The organism is Flavobacterium oncorhynchi (genome assembly GCF_002217355.1).
Lineage (GTDB): Bacteria > Bacteroidota > Bacteroidia > Flavobacteriales > Flavobacteriaceae > Flavobacterium > Flavobacterium oncorhynchi.
Genome location: NZ_MUHA01000025.1, coordinates 126,098 through 150,217, shown reverse-complemented (window position 1 = coordinate 150,217; position 24,120 = coordinate 126,098). Strand labels below are relative to the sequence as shown.

The following is a 24,120-nucleotide window of genomic DNA, read 5'->3' as shown; positions in this document are numbered from 1 at the left end:
ACACAGGCCAATTTTCAAAGTATGCAATATCTTTTTTTGTCTTAAAAAAGCAACAGATATTAAAAACGTATTTTAACCAGTCTTCTTTAGAAATCTAAATCATCATTTATGAAAAAACTCTACTTTCTTTTGCCATTTATTTTTTTTGCCTGTAAAACAAACCCGACTGCAGTAAGCGAGAAAAAATCAAAATCAGATTCTAAACCTATTGAAGTTACTTATAAAGTCAATCAAAATGAAGTTTCAAATTTTTTAGAATATCTTTCTTCAGATGAAATGGAAGGACGAGAAACTGGGACAAAAGGAATCGAAAAAGCGGCTGTTTTTTTAGAAGATTTTCTTAAAAAGAACAATGTCAAACCGTATTTTAAAACATATCGAGATACTTTGACAAATTTTAAATCTCCAGCTTTTAATATTGTCGGCGTTCTTGAAGGAACAGATCCAGCGTTAAAAAATGAATATGTTGTTCTAAGTGCACATTACGATCATATTGGGATCGAGAAAAAACAACAAGCGGACATTATAAATAATGGTGCAAATGATGATGCTTCTGGTGTAACTGCTGTTGCGCAAATGGCTAAATACTTTGCCGAAACAAAATCGAATAAAAGAAGCATTTTAATTGTGTTTTTTGCCGGCGAAGAAAAGGGATTGCTTGGTTCAAAAAGTTTAGTTCAAAAACTGAAAAAGCAAAATTTTAATCTCTACACACAATTAAATATAGAAATGATAGGAGTTCCTATGAAACGTGATTATTTGGCTTATGTCACCGGTTTTGATAAATCGAATATGGCGGAGAAAATTAATCAATATACTGGTAAAAAAACAATTGGATTCCTGCCAAAAGAAGCTGAATACGAATTATTCTATAGATCAGATAACTACTCGTTTTATGAAGTGTTCAAGAAGCCATGTCAATCTATAAGTACTTTTGATTTTGAAAATTTTGAGTTTTATCACCATGTTTCTGATGAGTTCAAAGTAATGGATGTTCCTCATATTACTTCATTTATTCAAGAGTTTTTACCTGCTGTAACAAAAATTGCAGTAACTCCAACTGAAGAAATTACAATGAATAAATAGTCTTTCTTTCTATTGTATTTGTTTATTTTTGCTTTATGAAAAATATTATTGTTACAGGAACGAGTAGAGGAATTGGTTATGAACTGGCTTTACTGTTTGCAAATGCTGGAAATCAGGTTTTAGCTATTTCTAGAAAAACACCAAAAGCGCTTTTAGAGCATGAAAATGTAACTTGCTTATCAATCGACTTAGCAGATGAAACTGCTTTACAGGAAGTAGAGCATTTTATTTCTTCGACGTGGAAAAAAGTGGATGCCTTAGTTCATAACGCAGGAACTTTAGTTTTGAAGCCTTTTGCAGAAACTACTCAAGCCGATTTTGAAAGTATTTATAAAGTAAATGTTTTTGCAGTTGCAAACCTTACAAGAGTTTGCCTGCCATATTTGCAAAAAGGAAGTCATGTTGTAACCATCAGTTCAATTGGAGGCGTTAGAGGAAGTCTTAAGTTTGCTGGTTTGGCAGCTTATAGTTCAAGTAAAGGTGCCGTAATTACTTTAAGCGAATTGCTGGCTGAAGAATATAAAGAACGCGGTATTTCATTTAATGTGCTGGCTTTAGGTTCTGTTCAAACAGAAATGCTGAATGAGGCTTTTCCAGGTTATCAAGCGCCAATTTCTGCCGAAGGAATGGCGACATACATTTATGATTTTACACTCAACGGAAATAAGTATTTTAACGGAAAGGTATTGGAGGTTTCTTCAACTAATCCATAGGAAAATTTCAATAGTTAAATTCCAGATTCAAATAGAAATGAACTTTTGACGTTTAACAAATAACATTTAACCTAAATTGAGCGAAACTTTAGCAAAATATATTCCAGAACACGCTGTAAAGCCTGTTTTTGATTTGATTGTATCCAATCAGGTTCATTTGAAAATTGTCAATGAACGTCAAACGCGGCATGGAGATTACAGACGTGGACCTAGTGGCAAACATGAAATCACAGTTAATGCAAGCTTAAACAAATACAGGTTTTTGATCACCTTAATTCATGAGATTTCGCATTTGGTTGCATTCGAAAAATTTGGGCGAAATATAAAACCGCACGGCAACGAATGGAAATACACCTTTCAAAGAACAATGGTTCCATTTATCAGACCAGAAATATTTCCAAGTCAATTACTGCCGTTATTAGCGAGACATTTTAAAAATCCATCAGCAAGCAGTGATACAGATACGACTTTGTCTTTGGCTTTAAAGCAATATGATTCTGCAAGTGATAAGAATTATGTTTTTGAAATACCGTACGGAAGCGTTTTTCGAATAAAAAATGGTAAAATCTTTAAGAAACTTGCCGTTAGAACCAAACGATTCGAATGTATAGAAATAAGCTCTGGAAAGACTTATCTTTTTAATCCAAATGCCGAAGTAGAGCTGATAGATTAATAATTTAAATAAAAAGAGAAATCCCAAATTCCAATTTTAAACAGCTTGGAATTTGGGATTTATTGATATTGTAAAGCTTTTTTAGCCTTTCAAATAAGCTTCTCTTACTTTTTTAAACAGATTAGAAGAGTAAACAAATTTGACAATATCTTTATTGTCTGTTCTAAAAATCTCTTCTTTAGTTCCCTGCCACGCTTTTAATCCTTTTTTTAAGAAAACAATATTCTCGCCAATTTCCATTACCGAGTTCATGTCGTGTGTATTAATTACAGTCGTAATATTATACTCCTCTGTAATTTCCTTAATCAAATTATCAATCAATGTTGAGGTATTTGGATCTAAACCTGAATTGGGTTCATCACAAAATAAATATTTCGGATTGTTTACAATAGCGCGTGCAATAGCTACACGTTTCTGCATTCCTCCAGAAATCTCAGAAGGCAATTTTTTATGAGCATCGACTAAGTTTACTCTTTCTAAAACAAAATCAACACGTTCTTGGATTTGCGCTTTGTTATTGTTAGTGAACATTTTTAGCGGGAAAGCAACGTTTTCCTCAACAGTCATCGAGTCAAATAAGGCGCTTCCTTGAAAAACCATTCCTATTTCAGTTCTTAGTTCTCTTTTTTCATCTGGATTTAATTCAGAATAAACACGTCCGTCAAATTCAATTGCGCCCGAATCTGGTGTGTGAATTCCTAGTAGAGTTTTTAATAAAACAGTTTTTCCAGAACCACTTTGTCCGATAATCAAGTTTGTCTTTCCAGTTTCAAAAACCGTCGAAACGCCTTTTAAAACTTTACTGTCACCAAATGATTTTTCTATGTTTTTTACTTCGATCATTATCCTAATAATAATTGAGTTAATATATAATTAAAAAGAATAATACAAACAGATGTCCAAACAAATGATACTGTACTTGCTTTACCAACTTCTAATGCGCCGCCTTTCATATAATATCCATGAAAAGATGGAATTGTAGCCAATAGCATTGCAAAAATTAAAGTTTTAATAAAAGCATATGTAATATGAAACGGAATAAATTCCATTTGAGCTCCTTGAATAAAGTCTTGACTTGTTGAAAAACCGCCATATGCACAAGCAAGCCATCCGCCAAAAATCCCTAAAAACATACTAATTCCAATTACGAAAGGGTACATTAATAAAGCTACTATTTTTGGGAAAACGAGATAGTTTAATGAATTAACTCCCATAACTTCTAATGCATCAATTTGTTCTGTAACGCGCATTGTTCCAATACTTGAAGTAATGTAAGATCCCATTTTTCCAGCCATAATTACCGAGATAAAAGTTGGTGCAAACTCCAAAATCACAGATTGACGAGTTGCAAAACCAATTAAATATTTTGGAATTAAAGGATTAGTTAAGTTTAATGCCGTTTGAATGGCAACAACTCCACCGATAAAAAATGAGATAAAGCAAACGATACCTAGAGAGTCTATTATTAAATCATCGATTTCTTTGAAAATTAATTTTTTCATAACAGGCCATTTGGTCTGTTTATTAAAAATTTCTTTCAGCATTAAAAAATATCTTCCTATTTGAGATATATAACGAATTAGCATCATAAGTTTTACAAATATTGGCTAAATTAAGGATTAGTTTACAGTTTACCGTTTCAGTTTGCAGTTTTTAATTTTTTTTAAGATTAAAAAAGCTTCTGTTTCATTTTTTGAAAACGATAATTTCTAATAAATTTAGCTTGTTCAGGGGTAACTAATAAAGGAGTTTTTGCACTTTTGGCTTTCCAAAATCCTCTGATATAATCTAAAAAAAGAAATGGCTTTTTCTTCATCATAGCCAATTTTGCTGATGCGATTGCTGTGATCCAAAAACCATAACCTAAAGTATAAAAAGCTTCTCCTTGTTTATAACGAGCAGTTTTGTTGTAGTTTGCGCCAGTTGGTTTTAAGTGTTTTACATGTAAAGATTCGTCGGTAACAATTTTCCAATCGTAATATTTACACAATAATTCGTCAACCGTGTCCCAGCCCATTGCAGGTTTTAAACCTCCAATTTGCTGATAAGTTTCCTTGCGATAGGCTTTTAGTGCACCGCGAATATGATCTTTATCGGTTAAGTTTTCTAAAACCCATTCGCCATTTTTATCGATATAGCAAAATCCGCCCGCCATTCCTATTTTAGGGTCAGATTCGAAATGTTTGATTACAGTTTCAAAATAATTGGGAGGGAAGATTAAATCGCCGTCTATTTTTACAATAATATCATAATTAGAATCCAAAGTTTCAAAACCCTTTTGAAACGCCTGAATTACTTTACTTCCCGGCAAATGAATTGCATCTGAAGTTTTATTTACAACAGAAATATACGGGTTTTCCTTTGCAAAACTCAATACAACTTCTTCTGTTTTATCTGTAGAATTGTCGTTTACAACCACAACTTTTGAAGGCAGAACGGTTTGAGAAACCAAAGACTGTAAAGTTAAGCCAATTAAGTCTTGCTCGTTGTGCGCGGGAATGACGATGTAGTATTTCATAAATTTTCAATTTTAAATGCCAAATCATTAAATTTCAAATTCCAATCAAAGCAGGTTCAATTGGAATTTGGAATTTTAGTTTTGGAATTTATTTAATTTTTTCCGCTGCAACAATATAATATCTTGGAGTGAAATATCTTAATAATGGTCTAAATCCAAACTTTTTTACCGGATGTGTAAATTGCAGACGATCTGTTATTTTCCACCCCGTTTTTTCTAAAAGCCAGTCTAGCTGCCAATCTTCAAATTCATGATAATGTCTGTCCCACATATCAGTTTTAGAACGATATGCTGGAGAAAACCATAAACGCAGCGGAATTGAAATTAACAATTTGTCGCATTTTACATTTTCTAGAATTGTGTATGGATTTAGTAAATGTTCGAAAATTTCAAAAGCGGTAAAAACAGTGTATTCTTCAGTTTGTAGCGCCGTCTGATCGTTGTCTAAATCTTCTCCTTTTGTATTTTTTACAGTATAACCATTCTCTTCCATTATTTTAGAAAAGGGATTTGGCACACCAAAATCAAAAATGGTTTCTGATGTGTTAACGTGTTTTTGTAAAAACTCTAAGGTAAGTTTGAATCTTTTATTCGGAAATGTTTTTTCGTACATTATATATGTTTTAAACAACAAAGGCGCAAATATACTAAAAAAGTCCGCATCTTATAGTGCGGACTTTTTTAGTTTTGCAGTGTTCAGTTACAGTTTTGAGTCTAAAAACTAATTACTGCGAGTGTAAACGGAATACTAATATCTGTATACAAAAGCATTAACGTTCATTCCTGCACCAACTGAAGCAAAAATTACAACATCGCCTTTATTAATAGTATGATTTTCGATTTTACCTTGTAGAATTAAATCGTATAAAGTAGGAACCGTTGCAACACTGCTGTTTCCTAAATCATGAATACTCATAGGCATAATGTCTTTAGGAGCAGTTTTGTCGTATAGTTTATAAAAACGTTCGATAATTGCCTCGTCCATTTTTTCATTTGCCTGATGAATCAGGATTTTCTTTACTTCATCAATTGAAATGCCGCTTTTGTCTAAACAGCTTTTCATTGCACAAGGAACGTTGCTTAAAGCAAATTCGTAAATTTTACGGCCGTACATTTTAATGTACTTAATATCTGGATCTAAATCAGGATTGTATGATTTTCCGAAGTAAAGGAAATTAGCTTCGTCATTAGCAAAAGTGGCGCTTTCGTAAGATAAAAGTCCAGCTTCGTCTGTTGAAGCTTCTAAGATTGAAGCACCAGCTCCATCAGAATAAATCATCGAATCACGATCATGATCATCGACAACTCTTGAAAGCGTTTCGGCACCAATTACTAAAACTCTTTTTGCCATTCCAGATTTGATAAAAGCATTCGCTTGAAGTACTCCTTCAATCCAGCCAGGACACCCAAAAAGAATATCGTAAGCAACACATTTAGGGTTTTTAATGCCTAATTTATGCTTAACACGTGTTGCTAAACTTGGTAAAATATCAGATTGTGAAGTGCCTGATTTTACATCACCAAAATTATGGGCGAAAATGATATAATCTAGAGTTTCGGCATCGATTCCTGCATTTGCAATTGCTTTTTCAGCAGCGAAAAAGGCTAGGTCTGAAGCTGTATGATTTTTTTCGGCATAACGGCGATTTTCGATTCCGGTAATACCTTTAAATTTTTTAATAACGACTTCATTCGGGTAACCAAAAGGAGTTCCATCTTCATTTAAAAAAATATGCTTGTCAAAGTCCGTGTTTTTTACTTCTAAATTAGGAATATAACTCCCGATGCCAATTATTTTTATTTTCATTTTTCCTTTAATTATCCGATAAATTTATTGCTAAAGTATAAATAAAATCATGATAACTATCATAAAAAATACTATGCATGCATATAATTGTGGAATAATTGTTTTTTGAGTGATATATTGATTATTTTTTAATGATTTTTTAATTTTATAGAGATCTCAAACGTTTGAGATCACTTTTGGAATCTATTTTTATTTTATCTCAATATTTTAAAGTGTTATAAAAAGCAATAAACTTTTTAAGAATGTTATAAAAAAAATAAAACCCGATAACTGTAATGTTATCGGGTTTGTTTTATGAAATAATCTATGATTAGTTTTCCATGTAAGCTTCGATAGGAGCACAGCTGCAAACTAAATTTCTATCACCGTAAGCGTCATCTACACGACGAACTGATGGCCAGAATTTATTATCAGCAATATACTCTAATGGGTAAGCTGCTTTTTCTCTAGTATATGGAAAATCCCAATTGTCTGTAGTTAACATTGCCAATGTGTGCGGTGCATTTTTCAATACATTGTTTTTGTCATCAGCCGTTGATGCTTCAATTTCTTTTCTGATTGAAATAAGAGCATCACAAAAACGATCTAATTCAGCTAAATCTTCAGATTCAGTTGGTTCAATCATTAAAGTTCCAGCTACTGGGAAAGAAACCGTAGGAGCGTGGAAACCGTAATCCATTAAACGTTTTGCGATATCACCAACTTCGATTCCGTTTTCTTTAAACGAACGACAATCTAAAATCATTTCGTGAGCCGCTCTTCCGCATTCTCCAGTATAAAGAATTGGGTAGTGGCCTTCGAAACGTGCTTTCATGTAGTTAGCATTCAAGATCGCATGTTCTGTAGCACTTTTTAATCCGTCAGCGCCCATCATTGTAATGTAACCGTAAGAGATTAAACATACTAAAGCTGATCCGTAAGGTGCAGATGAAATAGCTGTAATCGCTTGTTCACCGCCTACTTTTAAGATTGGGTTTGTTGGTAAAAATGGAACCAGTTTTTCATTTACACAAATTGGTCCAACTCCAGGTCCGCCGCCGCCGTGAGGAATAGCGAATGTTTTGTGTAAATTTAAGTGACAAACGTCAGCACCAATTGTAGCAGGATTTGTTAATCCAACTTGCGCGTTCATATTTGCACCGTCCATATAAACTAATCCGCCATTTTCGTGAATTAATTTTGTGATTTCAATAATTGAAGATTCGTAAACTCCGTGAGTAGAAGGATACGTTACCATTAAACAAGATAAATCATCTTTGTGTTCAATAGCTTTTTCTCTTAAATCTTCTACGTCGATATTTCCTTCTGGAGTTGTTTTCGTAACAATGATTTTCATTCCAGCCATCGCTGCAGAAGCAGGATTGGTTCCGTGAGCAGATGAAGGAATCAAACATACATTACGGTGACCTTCGTTTCTTGATAAATGGTAAGCACGAATCGCCATTAAACCAGCGTATTCTCCTTGCGCTCCAGAGTTTGGTTGCAATGTTGTTCCAGCAAATCCAGTAATTACATTTAATTGCTGCTCTAATTTTTTAAGCATTGTGATGTAACCTTCCGCTTGTTCAACTGGTGCAAACGGGTGAATGCTGTTCCAGTTTGGCATTGATAAAGGCAGCATTTCTGAAGCTGCGTTTAATTTCATCGTACAAGAACCTAATGAAATCATTGAGTGATTCAATGATAAATCTTTACGCTCTAATTTTTTGATGTAACGCATTAACTGACTTTCTGAATGATGATTGTTAAAAACATCGTGCGTTAAGAAAGAAGATGTTCTTTCTAATGAAGCAGGTAATTGACTAGCTTCTGTTAATTCAGAAATCGTAACAGTTTGTTTTCCTAAAGCTTCAGCAAAAATTGCAATAATTTGGTTGATGTCCGCAATTGACGTCGTTTCGTTGAACGAGATAGAAATTGTATCGGCATCAGGATAGAAGAAGTTTACTTCGTTTTTCTCAGCAATAGCTTTTACTTTTTGAGCGTCTGCTTTTACCAAAATGGTGTCAAAGTAAGCGGTGTTAGTTTGGTAAACTCCTAATTTATTTAAAGCTTCAGCAGCAGTAACTGCCGATGCGTGAACTTTGTTTGCAATATATTGTAATCCTTTTGGCCCGTGATAAACGGCATACATTCCAGCCATAACCGCTAGTAAAACCTGAGCCGTACAAATGTTAGAAGTTGCTTTTTCACGTTTAATGTGCTGCTCGCGAGTTCCTAAAGCCATACGTAAAGCACGATTTCCGTTTGTATCAACAGAAACTCCAATGATACGACCCGGCATAGAACGTTTGTATTCGTCTTTAGTTGCAAAAAATGCAGCGTGAGGTCCACCATAACCCATTGGTACACCAAAACGTTGTGTAGTTCCAACAACTACTGCAGCTCCCATTTCTCCTGGAGAAGTTAAAGCAGCAAGTGATAAAATATCAGCAGCAAAGGCAACTTTAATTTCATTTTCTTTTGCTTTAGCAACAAAAGCGCTGTAATCGTTTACCTGACCATATTTTCCAGGGTATTGTAAAATAGCTCCGAAAAACTCATTTGAAAAATCAAATGTTTCGTGGTTTCCAACAACTAATTCAATTCCAATTGGAGTTGAACGAGTTTGAAGTACAGATAAAGTTTGTGGTAAAATTTCTTCAGAAACGAAGAATTTATTTGTATTGTTTTTCTTTTGATCACGAGTACGAACGTCAAATAATAAAGCCATAGCTTCAGCAGCTGCAGTTCCTTCATCAAGTAAAGAAGCGTTTGCAATTTCCATTCCTGTTAATTCGATTACAGTAGTTTGGAAATTTAAAATTGCTTCAAGACGACCTTGTGCAATTTCTGCCTGATAAGGTGTATAGGCAGTATACCATCCCGGATTCTCGAAAATATTTCTCTGAATCGGTGCCGGAACAATAGTTGGGTGATAACCCAAACCGATATACGATTTGAATACTTTATTTTTCTTTCCTAATTCCTGAATATGATTTGCAAATTCATATTCTGTCATTGCAGGATCTAAATTCAAAGGTGCTTTTAAACGAATATCATCCGGAAGGGTTTCGTAAACAAGTTGCTCAATTGAGTCAACTCCAATTGTTTTCAGCATATGCTGAAGATCGGTTTCTCTTGGACCAATGTGTCTTAAAGCAAAAGCATCTGTTTTCATGTAGCTATCTAATGTTTTTAATTGATGTGTTCGTGCACCATTTTGCTGTACGAATCACATTTAAAAGTAAATGTGTTGTTTTTTTGTCGCGCAAAATTAAGTATTATTAATAATTTAATAGGTATTTTTAACTTCATTTTTTATCAAATTTCTAATCAAAGACTTGGTTTGTTAATAAAATATTAGATTTGAGGTATGATAGTATCAAAACGCTTCTTAGATTTTTACCTGAATAGCAGTATTCATGTGGCTTTGTCATGTTATGCACTTGTACGAATAACGTTTCATGTGTTTCATATTCAATATGATGAGCCGATGGCGCTTTTTGTTTTTTTTGGAACAATTGTAGGATATAATTTCGTAAAATATGATGCGCTGGTTCGAGTAAAGAAAAATCCGATTGGAAATCAATTAAAGATTATTGCTTTTTTGAGTCTCGTTTCGGTAGTTTTAGTAGGCTATTATTTTTTCCATTTACAGCGAATTACACAAATTGTTTCGGTAGGAATTTTTGCGATAACCGCGCTTTATACTTTGCCTTTTTTTCCAAATAGAAAAAACGCTCGAAATTGGGCAGGAGTAAAAATTTATATTGTGGCACTTTGCTGGGTTGGCGCGACTTTGGTTTTACCGCTAATTAATGCCGGAATTGCGTTTACAACAGATTTCTTTATAAAATGCATACAGCGTTTTATTTTAGTTTTTGTTTTGATTTTGGTTTTCGAAATAATTGATCTGACAAATGACGATCCGCATCTTCAAACTGTACCGCAGACTATTGGAGTGAAATGGACAAAATATTTAGGGTTACTTCTTTTAGTGCCATTTTGTTCTTTGGAGTTTCTTATTTCAACATTTAATGTTCATGATCTTTTCATTAGCTTGGTAATGGTGATTACTTTGATGTTGTTTATTGTTTTTGCTAATCCAAATCGTTCGAAATATTATACCTCTTTTTGGGTCGAAAGCGTGCCGATTTTCTGGTGGCTGATGGTGATTTTTTTATAAAAAAAACCGAAGCAGCAGCATCGGTTTAGATTGAATTTATTTTGTTTTTTGTTCCGCTAAAGCCTTGTTTAATTCGGCTTTTGCTTCATCTAGTTTTTTCCTTTTTTTATCGATCTTTTCTTTGCTTTCTTTGTCTTTTATGGCTTCATTTAAATCAGCAGTTCTTTCATTAACTTTTTGCTGTTTTTCCTTTACTTTTTTGTCAAGATCATTATTGACTGTTTTGGTGGTGCAATTTTTCTTGGTTTGAGAGATTGCATCTTGAACGCCTTTGATTTGATTTTGATTTCCAGCTTTTTTAGCTGCAGCTAATTTTATGTTTAATTCACATAATTTTCTTTCACATCCTTTTAAATCTTTACAATTGCTTTGCGCAAATCCTATAAAAGAAAAAGTAAATAGGAGGGTTGATAGTATAATTTTTAATTTCATATTTTAATTTTTTAGTTCTCTTTAAGATTTATTTTATTTAAAAGTAGGAAATTTATTTTAAATAGATTTTTCTGAAACTTCTTTTAAAACTTTATTTCGTTCCAAAAGAAAATTAGTAAGATGCTTTTTGAGAAGTAAAACATCGAATAGGTTTCCTAGAATTCCAAACGGCGTTTCATACTGTAATTTATCTTTCATGATTGTAATGCCGTTTTCTTCCTCAAAAAAATGTTCGTGTTTAAAAAACTTGAAATTACCTTCTTCCATTTCATCTACAAAATAATCGTGGAGATTCATTGCCGTAATTCGGCTTTTGTGTGTAAGATAAAAACCAAAATGTCTGCCTCGCCAAGTTACCGTTTCATTTAGGTTTATTAATCCTGATGTTAGGCCGGCAATTGCTTTTTCTTTTGATGCACTTGCTGATTGCTGATGAATATCAATATTTCGTGAAGCATCAAAAACGATTTGTTTTGGCGCTTTTATTTTAGTTGTTAGGTTTATTGTTGTCATTATTTGGGAATGTTTTTTACACAATCTTGTCATTTCGACGAAGGAGAAATCTTCGTAAGAAGCTCGACAAAGATTAGCTTATTGGAACGGAGTTACTTGTGAAGATTTCTCCTTCGTCGAAATGACAATATCATGAGGATTGTGTTTTGTCAAAGTTGTTAGCTTAGTAAATCTTGAAACGCATTATCAATATCTCCAAACTTAAATCGAAATCCATTTTCTAAAAGACGTTTCGGAATTACGTTTCTACTTTTCAAAATTAACTCGGGTTCTGTTCGAATAAAAAATGCTCCAATTTCAAGAAAGAATTTATTCAATGGAATTCCAAGAGAAAAACCAACTGCCTTTCTCAATTTTTGCATAAAAAGAGCATTTTGTATTGGCTCTGGAGAAACGATATTTATAATTCCAGAAATTTCTTTTTCAATAATAAAATCAATTGCATTGGCAAAATCGTCTTCGTGAATCCAGCTTACAAATTGATTTCCTTTTCCTTGTTTTCCTCCAAAACCAGTTTTTGCCAAATTTTTTAGCGGAATAAATGCACCGCCTTTTTTCCCTAAAACAATTGAAGTTCTCAAAGCTGTTTTCATCGTTTTTGGCGTTTCAGTTTTAAAGAAGGCTTTTTCCCAAGAAAGCGCCACATTTATAGAAAAATCATTTCCAATTTCACCGTCAACTTCATCCATTTGTTTGTCAAGGGAAAAACGATAAATAGTTGCCGTTGATGAATTAAGCCAATGTTTCGGCGGATTTTTACAATTTAAAACTGCTTCATTAAGTATTTTAGTGCTTTCAATTCTAGATAATAGAATCTCTTTTTTGTTTTCTTTTGTATAGCGGCAATCAACCGATTTTCCAGCAAGATTAATTAAAACGGCTGTATTTTCTAATTCGCTTTCCCAACCTGAAAAAGTTCTGCCATTCCAGTTTACATATTTTATTCCGTCAAGTGTCTGAGATTTTCCTCGAGTTAGAATTACAATTTCTTCAAATTTATTTTTGAAATGATTGACTAAAACTTGTCCAAGAAAACCTGTTCCAGCTGCAATTATGAGTTTTTTCATTTGAGTTTTTTTTATAGCCACGAATCACACGAATTTNNAAATTCGTGTGATTCGTGGCAAACTATTTTAAGCTTTAAAAACCAATCTTTCTTCTCGTTGTGCTTCTTTTGCTTTTCTTTTTCCTCTAAAAAAGAAATATAAATTGAAGAATAACATGATGCCAAGGTAAATAGAAAATCCACCGATTTTATAACTTAAATTTTCAATTAATTCTTGATAACTGTTGCTGTACAATTGCAATTTTAAAATCATTAATGCGAAACCAATATTTAAAAGATAAAAACCAGTTTCAAAAAGCTTGTTGGTTGCCTGCGCAATATCTTCACGACCTTTAAATATATCCAGCATAAAGATTTTTCCGTTTTTAAAAAGAGTTTTAGAAACATAATAGGTAAGAAATAAAGCAACTGGTAAATAAATTCCGTAACCGATTAAGATTTTTGTAGTTTCCATGATATTTGAATTTAGTTGTTATTTGATTAATTTATGAATGTACTTCGTTAGAATTATAATGTTGAGATAATGTAAAGCAGATATGATAAATATGATAACGGCTGTTTTTATGCCAATAATTTCTATTAATTGAGTTGATGATGTAATTTTAATCCAGGAAATTAATGTCATGGCACAATAACCAATATTTAAAAGGTAGTATCCTAAAAGTAAAATCTGATTGATTTTTTGACAAATGTCTGCATGGTTTGGAATTAGCTCTAAAACAAAAACATTTCCGTTTTTGTAACAGATTTTCCCCACTTTTAGAATAATGAAAATCGTAATGCTGAGATAAATAAAATATCCTATAATATTAAAGTTCATAATTGCCGATTTATAAATTATTAGTCGAGAAACTATTATGTCATTTTTTCTAAAACATCTACTGATTCTAGTTTTCGTTTATTCATAACAGTGATTTTTGATCCTTTAGCTAAGAAAACTGATGATGGTTTTTTGTTTTGAAGAAATCCAAAATTACTTCCGTAAGTTTTTTCAAAATCAATTTCAATGTTATGATCTAAAACTTCAAATTGTTCCCATCTTGGATGTTGAACCTCATATTCAAAAGTGGTTTTAGTATTGATTTTTGTGTAACCGAAGTAATGTTCTGTAATGAATTCCGCTTCAGAATCAATTTCAATTTCTATTGGATTCTTTTTAGTTTCTATTTGAATTGTATTCCATTTTTTGGCGTTTTTCCATTGATAAATAAAAGTATTGGTGTTTTCATCTTCAATAATTTTATGTCTCATTTTTTGAGTTTCGTAATGTTCCTGATACAACGTATTGGCAATAAAAGTGATCGCTTTTTTAGGAACAATTTCTTTAATAAAAACTACACCACGTTTCCATTCGCCATTTTCAAATCGTTTTACATAGAATCTCAAATTCACTTCTTCGAAATTGATATGAAAGGGAATTTTAAAACCTAGAACTTTCGTGTTTTTAAACATAAAACCCACTAAGCTTACATAACATTTGTCGTTCCAAATATCAATCTCAGTTCCTGCTGGAAGATATTTTTCTAGTATTTGAGCATCAACCTCATAATTGAAAAGAGCTAAGTTTTTCCATTCTGCTTTTAAGAAGTTCATTAGTTTGCTTTTTTATAGATTAATATTGAAAGATAAAATGCCAGTATAATTGGTATTCCGATTCCGAAATAAGTTTTGAAATCATCAGATGAAAAGGGATCGATGTAAATCATAACAAAATAGAAAACGACTCCTACGATGTACAATTGAAGATATTTGTTTTGAGGTTCGTGAAATAATAAATAACCACTAATAATAACTTGAAATAATCCCAAAAGTATAATGGACAATAAACCGAACACTGTTAAATCTATAATTTTTAAGAAAGCCAATAGAAAAAGGATTATAGGTATTCCAAGAAGAAAAGAATTGATGTAGTTTATTGTTTTCATACTTATTGATTTTTTTAAACTTTCAGAAAAAAATGAAAGTTATGATTAAATTTTTTTACTTCATCATTTTCATAACCAATTTACCCAACCAGTTATCATTAAATTCAGTCATTTTGTCTAACATATTGTCTGCTTTTAAAACGAAATCGTACAATTTGGTAGTCTGATCTACAAAGTGTTTTTCTTCAGCTGAATCTTTAGCTTCGATTGTCGAAACTTCTTTTAAGATTTTCAGCGTTGGCTTAATTTCTCTTTTACTTCTTTCTCTGGAAATTTTTACTGCTAATTCGTCTAAATCTTTTTCTGCAGTGAAAAATTCTTTTCTTTCGCCGGCTTTGTATTCTTTATAAACAATTCCCCAATCCATTAAACCTCTAAGGTTCATGCTGGCATTACCTCGGGAAATTTGCAATTCTTCCATAATGTCTTCCATAGAAACAGGTTCGTTCGAAACCATTAATAAAGCGTGGATTTGTGCCATCGTTTTATTAATTCCCCATTGAGAACCTAATGCTCCCCAGGTTTGTACAAACTTATTTTTTGCTTCTTTGAATTCCATAGATCAAATGTAAGTAAAAGTTTTTAAACTTTCAAAAATAATTGAAAGTTATTTAACGAATTATAAAGTTATGTTAATTCAAGCTCCGAAATTTTCGATTAAATAATGAGAAGGATATTTTTGTAAAAATCATATTTATGGAATTATACTACACTTTTTCAGTACTTATTGTACTAGCTTCTTTCTTCGCCTATTTAAATTTAAGATTTTTAAAACTTCCGGGAACTATCGGAATCATGATTATTGCCATGTTAGTTTCGGTAGGCATTCGCCTTTTAGGAGATTCTTATTTTCCTGCTACGACAAAGCATTTTTTTGAGTTAATAAAGGAATTTGATTTCAACGAAATCCTAATGGGAGCGATGTTGAATTTTCTGTTGTTTGCGGGTGCACTTCACGTAAACATGTCAGATCTGAAAGAACAAAAAGTTCCTATTATGATTTATTCTACCGTAAGTGTAGTATTGTCTGCATTAATTATTTCTACGCTGCTTTATTACATAGCGCCATTTTTAGGAATAAATATTCCGTATATATTTTGTTTAGTTTTTGGAACCTTAATCTCTCCTACAGATCCAATTGTAGTTTTAGGAGTCTTAAAAGAAGCTAAAGTTCCTAAAAGGATAGAGACTAAGATTGTTGGAGAATCATTGTTTAATGATGGTGTTGCGGTGGTAATGTTTGCTGTTGTTTTAAAAATGGCAACAGATCCTGCATTTGATGCTACTTTTGGCTCAATTTCATGGTTATTTATTAAAGAAGGAATAGGCGGGCTTTTATTAGGAGCAGTTTTCGGATTTACTGCGTCTAAGGTTATGAAGAGGATTGATGATTATAAAGTTTCGGTTTTGATTACACTTTCTATCGTAATGGGAGGTTTTTTGATTGCGCAAAGTTTACACGTTTCAAGTCCTTTGGCAATGGTAGTTGCAGGATTAATTATTGGTAATTACGGTAAAAAAGTCGCAATGAGCAAAGAAACCAAAGATTATTTGGAGAAGTTTTGGGAGCTTATTGATGAAATCCTGAATGCTATTTTGTTTTTATTTATTGGGTTTGAATTGCTATTGCTGCCAGATTTAAACAAACAATTACTGACTGGTTTTGTGGCTATTTTTATAGTGCTTTTTTCAAGATTAACAGCGATAGTTCTGCCTTGGAAATTCTTTGATATATTTAAGTTCTTCGGAATTAAGTCGGCTTACAACAAAGGTTCTCTGATGGTTTTGGTTTGGGGAGGAATTCGTGGAGGAGTTTCAATCGCGCTGGTACTTTCTATGCCTGAAGGCGAATATAAAAACCTGCTTTTAGAAGTAACTTACATTGTGGTATTATTTTCAATTGTAGTTCAAGGACTGACTGTTGGAAAATTAGCAAAGAGAGTTTTGGAGAAAGAGTAGAGAGGATATAGAATAAAGATTTCTACTTTTAAATTATTTAAAAAAAAATGGGCTGTTTCAGAAATGATTCAGCCCATTTTTTAGATTGCTCCAGCGGAGCAGAATATTTATAGAAAATATGGTTTCCAAATATCAAAGAAGCTCCAGCGGAGCGATATGTTATTCGTTCCTTATCGCTTATCTTCTTTCGAATAATTAGATTCTCCGTTAATATTAATTTCTCCGCCTAAAAAACGAGGTTCTCTATTTCTGAAAACATCAAAAAAGGATTTGAAAATTGAACCATATTCTCTAAAGCAAACATATTTATACCCTAAATATTCTCCTTTATTCGCAGAATATCCAACAGATTTAATTCCTAGTTTTTGACCAATATAAATGGCACGATTCAAATGATATTCCTGAGAAATTAAAGTAGCTTTTTTGATTTTAAAAATGTGTTTGGCGCGATACATTGTCGAATACGTATCGAAACCGGCATAATCAATAAATATTTTTGTTGTGTCAACTCCGTGATTAAAACAGTAGTTTTTCATTACCGTTAGTTCGTCATATTCGTCACGGCCATTGTCTCCAGAAAGTAAAATTTTATTAATACGCTTGGCTTTCCAAAGCATAATTCCTGCGTCTAAACGATCTTTTAAATATTTGCTTGGCTGATCTCCATTAATTCCTGCGCCAAAAATAATTCCAACATCATTTTTAGGAAACCTTTTAATCGAATAATAAATATTTTTTTTGGTTGAAGATTTTACGTAATAATTTACAGAGATAATTGCTATTAGTCCAATAACTGCAAGATAAAGTGCTATTTTAAAATATTTTTTCACGGCTTGTATTTGTAAGATTAAGATTTAAAAATACGAAGATACTTAAAGTAAAACCAAATAAAAAACCGAAGTATTTCTACTTCGGTTTCAAAATATCTAAAAGTCTAAGAAGTTTTATAACAATCCTGCTCTCTTCAATAAAGCTTCAGGTTTTGGTTCTTGTCCTCTAAAGCGTTTGTATAAAATCATCGGATGTTCTGTTCCTCCTTTTGAAAGAACATTGTCTTTAAATTTCTTTGCAATTTCTTCGTTAAAGATTCCATTTTCGTGGAAATATTCAAAAGCATCAGCATCTAAAACTTCTGCCCACTTGTAGCTGTAATATCCAGAAGAATATCCGCCTTGAAAAATATGAGAAAAAGCAGTACTCATCGCATTTTCTTTTACATCAGGATACAATTGTGCATTTGCAAATTGTTCCGTTTCGAAAGCTTTTAAGTCAGTAATATTAGTTGGATCTTGTCCGTGCCAAGCCATATCTAATAATCCAAAACTTAATTGACGCAATGTTGCCAAACCTTCTTGGAAACTTGCACTTTCTTTAATTTTCTGCACATATTCAATCGGAATGATTTCTCCAGTTTCATAATGGTTAGCAAACAAAGCCAAAGCTTCTGGCTCGTAACACCAGTTTTCCATAATCTGACTTGGTAATTCTACGAAATCCCAGTAAACAGAAGTTCCAGACAAACTTGGGTAAACCGTATCAGCCAGCATTCCGTGTAAACCGTGACCGAATTCGTGGAATAAAGTGGTTACTTCATTAAAAGTTAATAACGAAGGTTTTGTTTCTGTTGGTTTTGTAAAATTACAAACATTCGAAATATGTGGCCTTTCGTTTACGCCGTCTTTTACATATTGAGATTTAAATGAAGTCATCCACGCACCATTTCTTTTTCCTTTTCTAGGGAAGAAATCAGCATAGAAAATCGAAACCAAATTGTTTTCTGCATCTTTTACTTCATAAGTTGTAACTTCTTCGTGGTATTTGTCTATGTCAAAAACTTCGGTGAAAGTTAAACCGTATAGTTTTTTGGCAATTGTAAAAGCGCCGTCTAATACTTTTTCTAATTGAAAATAAGGTTTCAGTTTTTCATCGTCTAAATTAAAAAGCTGTTGTTTTAATTTTTCAGAATAATACGCACCGTCCCATTTTTCAAGTTGTTCGATTCCGTCCAATTCTTTAGCGAAAGCAGTTAATTCTGCAAATTCTTTTTGAGCTGCTGGTTTTGCTTTTGCCAATAAATCATTCAGGAAAGAGAAAACTTTCTCCGGACTTTCTGCCATTCTTTCTTCCAAAACAAAATGTGCGTGCGTTTTATAACCTAACAAATTAGCTCTTTCAAAACGAAGTTTCGCAATCTTTAAAACATTTTCCTGATTGTCGAATTCGTTATTTTGAAATGCTTTTGCTCCAAAAGCAATCGCCATTTTTTTACGTAATTCACGATTGTCAGCATAAGTCAAAAATGGAACGTAACTTGGATGATCTAATGTGAAAATCCAACCTTCTTTTTCTTGATTTTTGGCTAATAATCTTGCTGCTTCAATTGTTCCTTCGGGTAAACCAGATAAATCTTTTTCGTCTGTTAAATGTAATTCAAAAGCATTTGTTTCTGCCAAAACATTTTCGCCAAACTGTAAACTCAATTTCGATAATTCTTTGTCGATTTCTCTCAATTGGTCTTTTTTGTCTTCAGGCAAATTGGCTCCGTTTCTGGAGAAACTTTTATATTTTTTGTCTAAAAGAGTTGTTTGCTCTGGGTTTAGATTCAAACTTTCTTTTTGATCGTAAACAGCTTTTATTTTAGCAAATAAAGCAGCGTTTAGCGTAATGTCATTTCCAAATTCAGATAATAAAGGCGAAACTTCCTGAGCGATTTTCTGCATTTCGTCATTCGTTTCAGCTGAATTTAAGTTGAAGAAAATACTAGAAAGACGATCTAAAATATCGCCCGAAAAGTCCATAGCAACAACAGTATTTTCAAAAGTCGGCGCATCTGGATTATTTACGATTGTATCAATTTCGGCTTTAGCCAAAGCAATTCCTTCATTGAAAGCAGGAACATAATCTTCGATTTTAATTTGCGAAAAAGGTGCGGTATTATGTTTGGTATTGAAATATTGGGTTAAGACGCTCATAAGTAGAGTTTTTTAAAAGTAGTCAGTGGTCAGTTTTTTAGTNNACTAAAAAACTGACCACTGATCACTAAATTTATTTATTAAGACCTTCCGCAGCTTTATTAACCGCAGCTTTTAATTCTTCTTTATAAGAAATAATAGTTTCAAGGACTTTTTTATCGTGGCTTCCGATGATTTGTGCTGCTAAGATTCCCGCATTTTTTGCTCCGTTTAGCGCTACAGTTGCTACAGGAACGCCACCTGGCATTTGCAGAATTGATAATACTGAATCCCATCCATCGATAGAATTACTTGATTTTACAGGAACTCCAATTACAGGAAGCGGAGACATTGAAGCCACCATTCCAGGTAAATGTGCCGCACCGCCAGCACCGGCAATAATTACCGAAATTCCGCGAGTATGTGCATTTTTACTGAAATCGAACAATTTTTCCGGCGTTCTGTGCGCCGAAACGATATCTACTTCAACTTCTACATTAAATTGTTTTAATATATCGATTGCATCCTGCATAACTGGCATGTCTGAGATGCTTCCCATTATAATAGCTACTTTGCTCATGTTTTTTTGTTTTGTTTCAGGTTTAAAGTTTCAAGTTGTTGGAAACTGAAAACTATTTTTATTTTGTTGGTTTATGATCTTAATTTAAGCAGAATTGTATAAATCAGAAATAAAACGAAAATTATTAATGCTAAGAAAGATAGAACAAGAATTATAAATAGAATAAAACTTTTGATTCTTTCTCCCGTGTATTCATATTTATCTGTAAATTTTTCAAAATGAATTTTAAACAAATTTGATTTGTCGTCTAAATTCAAAAGATTTATTACTATTTCTACAAGATCCATTAAAACTGATAAATTCGTTTATTTTTGCTTCAAGTTTGTCAACTGCAATTGCAACTAAAAACTGACCACTAAAAATTATTGACCACTGATCACTTTAATAGTGTTCTTAACTTCCTCTGCAATTCTTCTTGCTTCCTGCATATTTTCATTTACAATAGTAACGTGACCCATTTTTCTGAACGGGCGAGTTTGTTTTTTTCCGTAAATGTGCGGCGTAACACCATCCCATCCTAAAATGGTTTCGATGTTTTGATATACTACATTTCCAGAATGACCTTCGGCACCAACTAAATTTACCATAATTCCGGCCACTTTACTGTCTGTGTTTCCTAACGGAAGATCTAAAATAGCACGTAAATGATTTTCGAATTGTGAAGTGTAACTTGCTTCGATTGAATAATGTCCAGAATTATGCGGGCGAGGAGCGACTTCGTTTACTAAAATCTCATCGTCTTGAGTCTGGAACATCTCAACAGCCAAAAGTCCAACGTGGTTGAAGTTTTTAGACACATTCAACGCAATTGCTCTTGCTTTTTCGGCTACTTTATCATCAATTCTTGCTGGGCAGATTACGTATTCAACTTGGTTTGCTTCTGGATGAAATTCCATTTCTACAACCGGATATATTTTTATTTCTCCTGATGGATTTCTTACCACGATTACCGCTAATTCATTTTTAAACGGAACCATAGTTTCTGCAATACATTCGACATTTGGAAGATTATCTAAATCAGAAACTTGACGAATAACTTTTACGCCATTTCCGTCATAACCAAATTCAGTACATTTCCATACGAAAGGCATCTCGACTCCGCTCGATGTGACAGCAGATTTTAATTTGTCTAGATTTTCAAATCTTCCGAAAGGTGCAGTTGGGATATTATTTTTAGCGTAAAATTCTTTTTGAACGCCTTTATTCTGAATTCCTTTTAGAGTTTTTGGAGAAGGATATATTTTTAAACCTTCATTCTCTAATTGTGTCAATGCTTCAAGATTTACTAATTCGATTTCAAAAGTAAGAACGTCGACTTGTTTTCCGAAGTTGTAAACGGTTTCATAATCCATTAAATCGCCTTGAAAGAATTTGTTGCAGGCAATTTTACTCGGCGCTTCGTCGCTTGGATCAAGAACGTAAGTTTGTATGTCAAATTTTCTGGTGTCAAACAAAAGCATTTTGCCTAATTGTCCTCCGCCTAAGATTCCTAATTTAAAATCAGAAGAAAAATAATTCATTTTGTGTTGTGTTTTTGCAAAGATACCTTTTAATCTTTTTTTAGCCAAAATTTAGTTTTTTTCGCCGCAGATTAAAAGGATTTGCCGTTTCTGTCTTTTTGCCTCGAATTACACTAATTCACACTAATTTTAAAGTTGAATTAAAAAAAATAATTTGTGAAAATTTGTGTAATTCGTGGCTGACAAAAAAATCCTTTTAATCCTTTTAATCTGTGGCTAAAAAATATTATTCAATTTTTTTCAAAACTTCTCGAGCGACGGCTTTGTAAGCTGCGGAATGATCTCCGTAATCTTTGTTTAAAATAATTTGAAGTTCGGGATGAATCCAATCGTAATGATTTCCCAAAACATATAAAGTTCGAATTGAATATGCTTTTGCAGCCACTTTTACATCATTTATAAGCCAGTCGAAACTCGCCTCGATACAATCCTGAAGATTTTCTTCGGACATAAGAATGCTGTTTTCATCTTTTTTATAATGTGATTTTACCAAAAGCTGTGTCACTTTTGCAATTGGCCGAATGGAACTTTCATCTTTAAGTACTTTTAAATTTGAACAGAAAAAATCAAGATGAGGCTGCAGCCAAAGTAACTCTTCATAAGATACAAATTCGAGGATCCAACAGGCTTTGTGATTGTTTTTGTCTTCGGGCGTAAAACAAATAGAAACTAATTCGTTAAAAAATTGTGGGCTTTCAAGAATGAACTGAGCGCACTTTAAGCGATTTTCTCTATGAGCCGTAACATAATCCAGTTTTTCTTGCAGTTCGGAAAGCATTTTTTTGAATTTGATTTAAAAATACAAATTTAGGCTCAATTTTCGGTTCTCAAATTCGAAATCTGTATCTTTGTCCATTATTTTAAATTTAAAAATAATGATACAACTTCACGATAAACAATTTGTTCCGTTTATTTCGGCTAAAGAAATTGATTTTGCTTTGACTAAATTAGCTGCACAGGTAGAAGATGATTTTGGAGATGATACTCCAATTTTTATTGGAGTTTTGAATGGCGCTTTTATGGTCGTAGCCGATTTTTTGAAAAAATATAAAAAACCTTGCGAGGTTTCGTTCATTAAAATGGCCTCTTATGAGGGAACTGAAACAACAAATTCGGTTAAAGAATTAATCGGAATCAATCAGGATTTGACTGGCAGAAGTGTTGTTGTTATTGAGGATATTATCGATACAGGAAATACTCTGGAAGAATTAAAACATTTGTTTAAAGCACAAAATGTAAAACACTTTAAAGTGGCAACATTGTTCTTTAAGCCAGAAGCTTATAAAAAAGATATAAAAATTGATTACATCGGAATCAGAATCCCGAATAAATTTATTGTAGGTTACGGATTGGACTATGATGGTTTAGGACGAAATCTTGGCGAAGTTTACAAATTAGCAGAATAATTTTAAAGACACACAACTATATATTCATTTTAAACTTCTTCGAAAATTAAGAAGTCACACAACTCACACGTATTATGATTAACATTGTTTTATTTGGAAAGCCGGGAGCAGGAAAAGGAACTCAGGCAGAATTTTTAAAAGAAAAATACAATTTAACACATCTTTCGACTGGAGATATTTTTCGTTTTAATTTAAAAAATGATACAGACCTAGGTAAAAAAGCAAGAGTATTTATGGACAATGGAGAATTGGTTCCTTGCGAAGTTACTACTGCAATGTTAATAGATGAAGTAAACAAACATCCTAATACAGCAGGATTTTTGTTCGACGGTTACCCAAGAACAATTGATCAAGCTGAGGCTTTAGATAAATTTTTGCCAACTATTGGTTCAAGCGTAACGGCGACAATTGCTTTAGAGGCTGATGACGAGATTTTGGTAGCACGTTTACTTGAAAGAGGAAAAACAAGCGGAAGAGCAGATGATCAGGACGAAGAGAAAATTCGTGTAAGATATCAGGAGTACAATGAAAAAACGGCTCCATTGATTGGTTATTATAAAGAACAGAATAAATTTCACGCCGTAAATGGTATTGGAACTATTGAAGAAATTACAGAGCGCTTAACGTCAGTTATAGATAATTTGTAGAAGCTTCCCGAAATTTCGGGACTAGCTGACGATTTATCCCGACAGCGATTGGGACACTAAAAAAAACTATTTTTCTTTTTCATAAAACGAGCTTCTCCCGACGCTTTGGGAGTCGATTGTTTTCTGGCGGGAAAAATTAGTTTTTTTAGCTTCGAG

General features: G+C 32.9%; 26 protein-coding genes. 7 read left to right on the top strand and 19 right to left on the bottom strand.

What is annotated here, in order from left to right:
- Positions 1–108: 108 nt before the first annotated feature.
- The 3 genes from B0A75_RS16530 (at position 109) to B0A75_RS16520 (ending at position 2,472) form a co-directional block, all read left to right on the top strand.
- Positions 109–1,086, top strand: coding sequence for a M20/M25/M40 family metallo-hydrolase (locus B0A75_RS16530; protein WP_089055367.1), 978 nt, complete (start codon positions 109–111; stop codon positions 1,084–1,086).
- A 35-nt stretch (positions 1,087–1,121) separates the two neighbouring features.
- Complete coding sequence (locus tag B0A75_RS16525; RefSeq protein WP_089055366.1) at positions 1,122–1,799, top strand: SDR family NAD(P)-dependent oxidoreductase; 678 nt, start codon at positions 1,122–1,124, stop codon at positions 1,797–1,799.
- Between the two features lie 76 nt (positions 1,800–1,875).
- Positions 1,876–2,472, top strand: coding sequence for a SprT-like domain-containing protein (locus B0A75_RS16520; RefSeq protein ID WP_089055365.1), 597 nt, complete (start codon positions 1,876–1,878; stop codon positions 2,470–2,472).
- A gap of 81 nt (positions 2,473–2,553) precedes the next feature.
- On the opposite strand, the gene B0A75_RS16515 is transcribed toward B0A75_RS16520, so the two are convergent.
- The 6 genes from B0A75_RS16515 to gcvP all read right to left on the bottom strand — a co-directional run bounded on the left by B0A75_RS16515 (position 2,554) and on the right by gcvP (position 9,957).
- A complete protein-coding gene (locus B0A75_RS16515) occupies positions 2,554–3,315 on the bottom strand; it encodes an ABC transporter ATP-binding protein (protein ID WP_089055364.1) in 762 nt (253 codons plus the stop codon).
- Positions 3,315–4,061, bottom strand: a complete 747-nt coding sequence (locus B0A75_RS16510) for an MlaE family ABC transporter permease (RefSeq protein ID WP_055091648.1) — start codon at positions 4,059–4,061, stop codon at positions 3,315–3,317. Before B0A75_RS16510 ends, B0A75_RS16515 begins: the two co-directional genes overlap by 1 nt.
- Before the next feature lie 80 nt (positions 4,062–4,141).
- The gene (locus B0A75_RS16505; RefSeq protein WP_089055363.1) at positions 4,142–4,990 is read right to left on the bottom strand and encodes a glycosyltransferase; all 849 of its coding nucleotides are present in this window, start codon (positions 4,988–4,990) and stop codon (positions 4,142–4,144) included.
- A gap of 88 nt (positions 4,991–5,078) precedes the next feature.
- Positions 5,079–5,603 (bottom strand): methyltransferase, encoded by a 525-nt coding sequence (locus tag B0A75_RS16500; RefSeq protein ID WP_089055362.1) that lies wholly within the window; start codon positions 5,601–5,603, stop codon positions 5,079–5,081.
- A gap of 135 nt (positions 5,604–5,738) precedes the next feature.
- Complete coding sequence (locus B0A75_RS16495; protein ID WP_089055361.1) at positions 5,739–6,797, bottom strand: 3-oxoacyl-ACP synthase III family protein; 1,059 nt, start codon at positions 6,795–6,797, stop codon at positions 5,739–5,741.
- Between the two features lie 310 nt (positions 6,798–7,107).
- Positions 7,108–9,957, bottom strand: coding sequence for an aminomethyl-transferring glycine dehydrogenase (gene gcvP, locus B0A75_RS16490; protein WP_089055360.1), 2,850 nt, complete (start codon positions 9,955–9,957; stop codon positions 7,108–7,110).
- A 195-nt stretch (positions 9,958–10,152) separates the two neighbouring features.
- Between gcvP and B0A75_RS16485 the strand changes: the two genes are divergently transcribed.
- On the top strand, positions 10,153–10,965 hold the full coding sequence (locus tag B0A75_RS16485) for a UbiA prenyltransferase family protein (protein ID WP_089055359.1): 813 nt from the start codon (positions 10,153–10,155) through the stop codon (positions 10,963–10,965).
- A gap of 36 nt (positions 10,966–11,001) precedes the next feature.
- Here the strand turns inward: B0A75_RS16485 and B0A75_RS16480 are convergent, their stop codons facing one another.
- The 8 genes from B0A75_RS16480 to B0A75_RS16445 form a co-directional block, all read right to left on the bottom strand.
- Positions 11,002–11,397 (bottom strand): DUF1090 family protein, encoded by a 396-nt coding sequence (locus tag B0A75_RS16480; protein WP_089055358.1) that lies wholly within the window; start codon positions 11,395–11,397, stop codon positions 11,002–11,004.
- 57 nt (positions 11,398–11,454) lie between these two features.
- Positions 11,455–11,910 carry an SRPBCC family protein gene (locus tag B0A75_RS16475; RefSeq protein WP_089055357.1) on the bottom strand — a complete coding sequence of 152 codons (456 nt, stop codon included), beginning with the start codon at positions 11,908–11,910 and terminating at the stop codon, positions 11,455–11,457.
- A gap of 158 nt (positions 11,911–12,068) precedes the next feature.
- Positions 12,069–12,977, bottom strand: a complete 909-nt coding sequence (locus B0A75_RS16470; RefSeq protein WP_089055401.1) for a TIGR01777 family oxidoreductase — start codon at positions 12,975–12,977, stop codon at positions 12,069–12,071.
- A gap of 66 nt (positions 12,978–13,043) precedes the next feature.
- Positions 13,044–13,430 (bottom strand): hypothetical protein, encoded by a 387-nt coding sequence (locus B0A75_RS16465; RefSeq protein WP_089055356.1) that lies wholly within the window; start codon positions 13,428–13,430, stop codon positions 13,044–13,046.
- Between the two features lie 18 nt (positions 13,431–13,448).
- On the bottom strand, positions 13,449–13,796 hold the full coding sequence (locus tag B0A75_RS16460; protein ID WP_089055355.1) for a hypothetical protein: 348 nt from the start codon (positions 13,794–13,796) through the stop codon (positions 13,449–13,451).
- Positions 13,797–13,831: 35 nt separating this feature from the next.
- A complete protein-coding gene (locus B0A75_RS16455; protein WP_089055354.1) occupies positions 13,832–14,569 on the bottom strand; it encodes a YqjF family protein in 738 nt (245 codons plus the stop codon).
- Complete coding sequence (locus B0A75_RS16450; protein ID WP_089055353.1) at positions 14,569–14,901, bottom strand: hypothetical protein; 333 nt, start codon at positions 14,899–14,901, stop codon at positions 14,569–14,571. Before B0A75_RS16450 ends, B0A75_RS16455 begins: the two co-directional genes overlap by 1 nt.
- 55 nt (positions 14,902–14,956) lie before the next feature.
- Positions 14,957–15,460: a GbsR/MarR family transcriptional regulator gene (locus tag B0A75_RS16445; RefSeq protein WP_089055352.1), complete on the bottom strand. Its 504-nt coding sequence runs from the start codon at positions 15,458–15,460 to the stop codon at positions 14,957–14,959.
- A 137-nt stretch (positions 15,461–15,597) separates the two neighbouring features.
- Between B0A75_RS16445 and B0A75_RS16440 the strand changes: the two genes are divergently transcribed.
- Complete coding sequence (locus B0A75_RS16440; RefSeq protein WP_089055351.1) at positions 15,598–16,860, top strand: cation:proton antiporter; 1,263 nt, start codon at positions 15,598–15,600, stop codon at positions 16,858–16,860.
- Between the two features lie 170 nt (positions 16,861–17,030).
- Here B0A75_RS16440 and B0A75_RS16435 read toward each other — a convergent pair whose 3' ends face one another.
- The 5 genes from B0A75_RS16435 to B0A75_RS16410 all read right to left on the bottom strand — a co-directional run bounded on the left by B0A75_RS16435 (position 17,031) and on the right by B0A75_RS16410 (position 22,689).
- Positions 17,031–17,690, bottom strand: coding sequence for a SanA/YdcF family protein (locus tag B0A75_RS16435; RefSeq protein WP_089055350.1), 660 nt, complete (start codon positions 17,688–17,690; stop codon positions 17,031–17,033).
- 114 nt (positions 17,691–17,804) lie between these two features.
- Positions 17,805–19,832, bottom strand: coding sequence for a M3 family metallopeptidase (locus B0A75_RS16430; RefSeq protein WP_089055349.1), 2,028 nt, complete (start codon positions 19,830–19,832; stop codon positions 17,805–17,807).
- Positions 19,833–19,905: 73 nt separating this feature from the next.
- Positions 19,906–20,391: a 5-(carboxyamino)imidazole ribonucleotide mutase gene (purE, locus tag B0A75_RS16425; protein WP_089055348.1), complete on the bottom strand. Its 486-nt coding sequence runs from the start codon at positions 20,389–20,391 to the stop codon at positions 19,906–19,908.
- Between the two features lie 362 nt (positions 20,392–20,753).
- Positions 20,754–21,911, bottom strand: a complete 1,158-nt coding sequence (locus tag B0A75_RS16415) for a 5-(carboxyamino)imidazole ribonucleotide synthase (protein ID WP_089055400.1) — start codon at positions 21,909–21,911, stop codon at positions 20,754–20,756.
- A 226-nt stretch (positions 21,912–22,137) separates the two neighbouring features.
- Positions 22,138–22,689: a hypothetical protein gene (locus B0A75_RS16410; RefSeq protein ID WP_089055346.1), complete on the bottom strand. Its 552-nt coding sequence runs from the start codon at positions 22,687–22,689 to the stop codon at positions 22,138–22,140.
- Between the two features lie 97 nt (positions 22,690–22,786).
- Here B0A75_RS16410 and hpt point away from each other — a divergent pair, with 97 nt between their 5' ends.
- On the top strand, positions 22,787–23,317 hold the full coding sequence (gene hpt, locus B0A75_RS16405; protein ID WP_089055345.1) for a hypoxanthine phosphoribosyltransferase: 531 nt from the start codon (positions 22,787–22,789) through the stop codon (positions 23,315–23,317).
- 74 nt (positions 23,318–23,391) lie between these two features.
- On the top strand, positions 23,392–23,964 hold the full coding sequence (locus tag B0A75_RS16400) for an adenylate kinase (RefSeq protein ID WP_089055344.1): 573 nt from the start codon (positions 23,392–23,394) through the stop codon (positions 23,962–23,964).
- Positions 23,965–24,120 lie beyond the last annotated feature (156 nt).

Excerpts from the sequence above, each read along its gene's own strand:
- B0A75_RS16450 (WP_089055353.1), bottom strand. The coding sequence starts at position 14,901 with ATGAAAACAATAAACTACATCAATTCTTTTCTTCTTGGAATACCTATA.
- hpt (WP_089055345.1), top strand. The coding sequence starts at position 22,787 with ATGATACAACTTCACGATAAACAATTTGTTCCGTTTATTTCGGCTAAA.
- B0A75_RS16410 (WP_089055346.1), bottom strand. The coding sequence starts at position 22,689 with ATGCTTTCCGAACTGCAAGAAAAACTGGATTATGTTACGGCTCATAGA.
- B0A75_RS16400 (WP_089055344.1), top strand. The coding sequence starts at position 23,392 with ATGATTAACATTGTTTTATTTGGAAAGCCGGGAGCAGGAAAAGGAACT.
- B0A75_RS16415 (WP_089055400.1), bottom strand. The coding sequence starts at position 21,911 with ATGAATTATTTTTCTTCTGATTTTAAATTAGGAATCTTAGGCGGAGGA.
- B0A75_RS16445 (WP_089055352.1), bottom strand. The coding sequence starts at position 15,460 with ATGGAATTCAAAGAAGCAAAAAATAAGTTTGTACAAACCTGGGGAGCA.
- B0A75_RS16500 (WP_089055362.1), bottom strand. The coding sequence starts at position 5,603 with ATGTACGAAAAAACATTTCCGAATAAAAGATTCAAACTTACCTTAGAG.
- B0A75_RS16480 (WP_089055358.1), bottom strand. The coding sequence starts at position 11,397 with ATGAAATTAAAAATTATACTATCAACCCTCCTATTTACTTTTTCTTTT.
- B0A75_RS16495 (WP_089055361.1), bottom strand. The coding sequence starts at position 6,797 with ATGAAAATAAAAATAATTGGCATCGGGAGTTATATTCCTAATTTAGAA.
- B0A75_RS16525 (WP_089055366.1), top strand. The coding sequence starts at position 1,122 with ATGAAAAATATTATTGTTACAGGAACGAGTAGAGGAATTGGTTATGAA.
- gcvP (WP_089055360.1), bottom strand. The coding sequence starts at position 9,957 with ATGAAAACAGATGCTTTTGCTTTAAGACACATTGGTCCAAGAGAAACC.
- B0A75_RS16510 (WP_055091648.1), bottom strand. The coding sequence starts at position 4,061 with ATGATGCTAATTCGTTATATATCTCAAATAGGAAGATATTTTTTAATG.
- B0A75_RS16515 (WP_089055364.1), bottom strand. The coding sequence starts at position 3,315 with ATGATCGAAGTAAAAAACATAGAAAAATCATTTGGTGACAGTAAAGTT.
- B0A75_RS16440 (WP_089055351.1), top strand. The coding sequence starts at position 15,598 with ATGGAATTATACTACACTTTTTCAGTACTTATTGTACTAGCTTCTTTC.
- purE (WP_089055348.1), bottom strand. The coding sequence starts at position 20,391 with ATGAGCAAAGTAGCTATTATAATGGGAAGCATCTCAGACATGCCAGTT.
- B0A75_RS16485 (WP_089055359.1), top strand. The coding sequence starts at position 10,153 with ATGATAGTATCAAAACGCTTCTTAGATTTTTACCTGAATAGCAGTATT.
- B0A75_RS16465 (WP_089055356.1), bottom strand. The coding sequence starts at position 13,430 with ATGGAAACTACAAAAATCTTAATCGGTTACGGAATTTATTTACCAGTT.
- B0A75_RS16460 (WP_089055355.1), bottom strand. The coding sequence starts at position 13,796 with ATGAACTTTAATATTATAGGATATTTTATTTATCTCAGCATTACGATT.
- B0A75_RS16475 (WP_089055357.1), bottom strand. The coding sequence starts at position 11,910 with ATGACAACAATAAACCTAACAACTAAAATAAAAGCGCCAAAACAAATC.
- B0A75_RS16505 (WP_089055363.1), bottom strand. The coding sequence starts at position 4,990 with ATGAAATACTACATCGTCATTCCCGCGCACAACGAGCAAGACTTAATT.
- B0A75_RS16430 (WP_089055349.1), bottom strand. The coding sequence starts at position 19,832 with ATGAGCGTCTTAACCCAATATTTCAATACCAAACATAATACCGCACCT.
- B0A75_RS16470 (WP_089055401.1), bottom strand. The coding sequence starts at position 12,977 with ATGAAAAAACTCATAATTGCAGCTGGAACAGGTTTTCTTGGACAAGTT.
- B0A75_RS16455 (WP_089055354.1), bottom strand. The coding sequence starts at position 14,569 with ATGAACTTCTTAAAAGCAGAATGGAAAAACTTAGCTCTTTTCAATTAT.
- B0A75_RS16530 (WP_089055367.1), top strand. The coding sequence starts at position 109 with ATGAAAAAACTCTACTTTCTTTTGCCATTTATTTTTTTTGCCTGTAAA.